At 65.3% G+C, this 3,975-nt stretch carries 4 protein-coding genes; all 4 read left to right on the top strand.

The genetic code is table 11. The features are described 5' to 3' along the window. On the top strand, positions 1–900 hold a 900-nt coding region (locus T281_RS16425; protein WP_162173205.1), incomplete at its 5' end, for an asparagine synthase-related protein. A gap of 4 nt (positions 901–904) precedes the next feature. Beyond that, positions 905–2,263 carry an oligosaccharide flippase family protein gene (locus T281_RS16420; protein WP_037242031.1) on the top strand — a complete coding sequence of 453 codons (1,359 nt, stop codon included), beginning with the start codon at positions 905–907 and terminating at the stop codon, positions 2,261–2,263. Further along, complete coding sequence (locus T281_RS16415; RefSeq protein WP_081796872.1) at positions 2,248–3,003, top strand: FkbM family methyltransferase; 756 nt, start codon at positions 2,248–2,250, stop codon at positions 3,001–3,003. The genes T281_RS16420 and T281_RS16415 overlap by 16 nt, the downstream gene beginning before the upstream one ends. 4 nt (positions 3,004–3,007) lie before the next feature. Then, the coding region (locus T281_RS16410) for a glycosyltransferase (protein ID WP_037242025.1) at positions 3,008–3,975 on the top strand (968 nt) is incomplete at its 3' end.

Genomic DNA, 3,975 nt, shown 5'->3' with positions numbered 1-3,975 from the left:
CGCGCGACCGCCGAGGACGAGGCACCGCTTGCCGCCGAGATCGCAAGGCTTTACGGCGCGCGCCACATCGTGCGCACCTTCGAGAAAAGCGAGTTCGAGGCCGATCTTCCGCTTATTCTCGACGCGATGGATCAGCCCTCCATCGACGGCGTTAACACATGGTTCGCGTCCAAGGCGGCGCGCGAAGTCGGGCTCAAGGTCGCGCTTTCCGGCCTCGGCGGCGATGAGCTGTTTGGCGGTTATCCGAGCTTCCGGCAGATCCCGCGCTGGGTGAGCTTTCTCAAGGCAGCGAGCGTCGTACCGGGGGCGGGACGAGCCGCCCGCGTGCTCGCCTCCCGCCTTGCACCGGCTGCGGTATCGCCGAAAGCGCTCGCGCTCCTCGAATATGCAGGCACATTTCCAGGCGCTTACCTCGTCCGGCGCAGCGTCTTCCTTCCGTTCCAACTCGATACGGTCCTCGATCCAGGGCTGCTGCGCGATGGCCTGGCGCGACTGCAAACGCTGAAAAGCCTGCGCGCGACCATGACGCCGGACCCGAAAACCGCCGTCTCGCGGGTCTCCGCTCTGGAGAGCGCCAATTACATGCGCAACCAGTTGCTGCGCGACGCCGATTGGGCGGGCATGGCGCATGGTCTCGAAATTCGCACACCACTCGTGGACTTCGAGCTTCTCAAGGCGCTCGCGCCCTACCAGCACCGCTTCCGGGGCGTGGCGGGAAAACAGGCGCTCGCGGAGGCGCCGTCCGTGCCCCTGCCCGATGCGGTGGTGAACCGGAGCAAGTCCGGCTTCGGCGTGCCGATCGGCGCGTGGCTGGCGCGCGCGGCGCAGATGAAAGCGCCCGCCCGAAAGGGCGACGTCTCGCGGGCCTGGGCGCTGCATGTCTATCAGGCGTCGGGTTAGCCGCATGACCAGCGCCATCGCCGCTTTCAGCAGGCGCCTTTCCCTCGGCCTCAACCGCATCGAAGGGCGCGGATTTGTGGCCAGCGTTGCCACGCTCGTCAGCGGACAGACTGTGGCGGCAGCGATCCCGATCCTGTTCGCGCCCATCCTCGGCCGCATCTACACGCCGCACGACTACGGCCTCCTCGCGGCATTCATCGGCATCGCCGTCGTTCTCGGCGCGGTGGGCAACTGGCAATATTCGCAGGCGCTGCTGGTCGAGACGGATGAAGACCGCGCGGCCCGGCTCGTCAAGATCTGTTTCTGCACGTCGCTCATCACCGCCGCCGCTTCGCTTGCCATCGCGAGTGGCCTCGCGCTGATCCCTTCCATCGCGAGCGCGCTGGGGCTTTGGCTGTTCGCCCTGCCGCTCATGGCCTTCGTGTCCGGTATGACAAGCTGCCTCGTCGCCGTGGCAACCCGGCGCAGCGATTATCGGTTCGTCGCCACGATGTCGGCCGTCGCCGCGCTGGCGAGTTCGGTCGTCTCGCTCTACCTCGGTTGGAAGGGCTACGGCTTCAGCGGCCTCGCGGCGGGCTATCTGGTGATGAACCTGACGCAGGTCCTGGCCTTCTCGCATCGCCATTCGTCCGCGCTCGCAGCGATCTGGCGCGTCCCGCTCAGCGGCGCGGCCTCGCTCGCGTTATCGGATCGCAAATACCCGCTTTTCACCGCGCCCGGCTACATCATGCGCGAACTGGCGCAAGGCATTCCCGCGCTGTCGCTGAACATCGTCGGCGCCTCGGCGCTGGCCGGACAGTTCTCGCGCGCATGGACGCTGCTCACCCTGCCGATCAACCTCGTCGGCATATCCCTCTCGCTCGTGTTCCAGCGAGCCGCCGCGCGCGAACTTCAGGAAACCGGCACGTGCTGGCCGATCTACCGGAAAACGACGCTCGCGCTCATTATCGGCGCGCTGCCGTGCGTGATCCTCGCGTCTTGGGCCGCACCCGCGCTGTTCACGTTCTATCTCGGGCCGCAGTGGGAAGAGGCGGGATATATGGCCCGGCTGCTCGCGCCGATGATGTACCTACGCATGATCGCGGGACCGATCTGGCCCGTCTTCTTCCTGTTCCGCGCGAACACGCTCGAATTCGCCATCGCGGCCCTTCAACTGGCGCTGATCGCAGGCGGCGCGGCGCTCGTCATCGCCTTCGACCGCCCGCCAATCTGGCAGATCGCGACCTTCGTGGTGGCCAGTTCGGCGATCAGTGCCCTGCAAATTTACATGACGTGGCGGCTCGCGCGACCCGCTTCGCCCAACGCCCACCAGACCGCAACAGATCGCCAGACGGAGGATCATCCCTCATGCAAAATTACTTGAAACGAGCGGTTCGGAAAGCTGGCAGGCTCGCAGTCGTCGACACAGCCTATCTCTATTCCCGACACGAGCAGGTGCACCTCAAACGCATCTTCAGGGAATTCGACGTCGATCTCGTGATCGATGTGGGAGCCAATCGCGGCCAATACGCGACCATGCTGCGCCAGCGCGTGGGCTACAAGGGCGCCATCGTTTCGGTCGAGCCGATCCCGGATCTGGTCGAGCATCTGCGACACATCTCGCGCGACGATCCGCTGTGGTTCGTGGAACCCGTGGTGCTCGGCGACAGGCACGGCCCGCACACGTTTCACATCATGGCCGATAGCCAGTGCAGTTCGTTGAACGAGCCGTCCTTCGCGGAAACGGACGCCTTTCGCGAGCAACTGGCGGTCAGCGACAGCATCACCGTTCAGGGCGAAACGCTGGACAGTCTTTTCGACCGCTGGTCCCAGAAGATCGGCGCGCGCAACCCTTTCCTGAAACTCGACACGCAGGGCTCCGACCTCGCGATCCTGAGCGCCGCGCCCGACACGCTCCCGAAGCTGATCGGTTTCCAGAGCGAGCTTTCGATCAAGCGCCTGTACGAGAACACGCTGCCGATGGAGGAAGCCCTGCTGAAATACAAGGCGCTCGGTTTTGACATCAGTGCGCTCGTGCCGAACAACGCGGGGCACTTCCCCTATCTCGTTGAAATCGACTGCATCATGTTGCGTCGCGGGCTCCGCAACATCACCCACGGTTAGCGCGATGCATTCGCTCGATCAAACAAAGCCCATCAGTCGTCGCGATGCAGTCGAGACGCACGCCGCCGGTACTGACGCGGCTTCTCACCGCGCGCCGGAATCGATTTCGCGCGACCCACGAGCGGCCAAGACAATCCTCTTTGTTCAATATACCGACCCGGCGCTCTATCCGCCCCTCGAACGCGCCGCGTGGATGCTGGCGGCGGCGGGCTGGCGCGTCCGCTTCATCGGCATCGCAGCAGAGAACAGCGCGCTCACGCTGGCCGCTCGCCCCGGCATCAGTTGCAGGCTTCTCCGCCATCGCTCCGACCCGGTTTCGAGGCTTCTGTCCTATGCGCGTTTCGCAGCGGCATGTATCGGCAAGGCGCGCCGCCTGCGGCCGGACGTCGTCTATTGTTCCGACTTCCGAAGCTTTCCCATCGGCTTGGCCCTTGCATGGACCACGCGCGTAAAGACGGTTTTGCATGAGCATGACAGCCCGATCGTTGGCGGAGGGCTCGCCGCTTCAGCGCTGCTGAAGGCGCGGTCAGCGTTCGCGCGGCGGGCGACATTATGCGTGATCCCGCAGGACGAACGCGCCGCGCGCTTCCGCTCGGCAACCGGAGCCGCGCGCGTCGTCGTGGCGAACAACTGCCCCTCGCTCGCCGAACTGGTGGAGCCCGCCCCGAAGCGCGACGAAGCGCTCGCGCTCTGGTATCACGGCTCGATCAGCCCCGATCAGTTTCCGGAGACGCTGATCGACGCGATGCGACTGCTTCCGCCGGATGTGCGCCTCGACTTCGCGGGATATGAAACCGTCGGCAATCGCGGCTATGTCGACCGTTTTCTCGGCCTCGCGGAGGCGGCCGGTCTTGCTGCGCGCGTTCGCTATCTCGGCGCGTTTCCCGAGCGCGCGAAACTGCTCGAAAGGGCGAGCGAAGCGCATATCGGTCTCGCCCTTTTCGCAAGGGCCTTCCGCGAGCCGATTGCGGG

It is taken from the genome of Rhodomicrobium udaipurense JA643, from assembly GCF_000636015.1.
GTDB lineage: Bacteria > Pseudomonadota > Alphaproteobacteria > Rhizobiales > Rhodomicrobiaceae > Rhodomicrobium > Rhodomicrobium udaipurense.
Note: the sequence above shows the minus strand (reverse complement) of the source record. Positions and strands in the feature narration are given on the sequence as shown.

Bases quoted from the DNA above. Each gene is read 5' to 3' on its own strand.
- T281_RS16415 (WP_081796872.1), top strand. From the start codon at position 2,248: ATGCAAAATTACTTGAAACGAGCGGTTCGGAAAGCTGGCAGGCTCGCA.
- T281_RS16420 (WP_037242031.1), top strand. From the start codon at position 905: ATGACCAGCGCCATCGCCGCTTTCAGCAGGCGCCTTTCCCTCGGCCTC.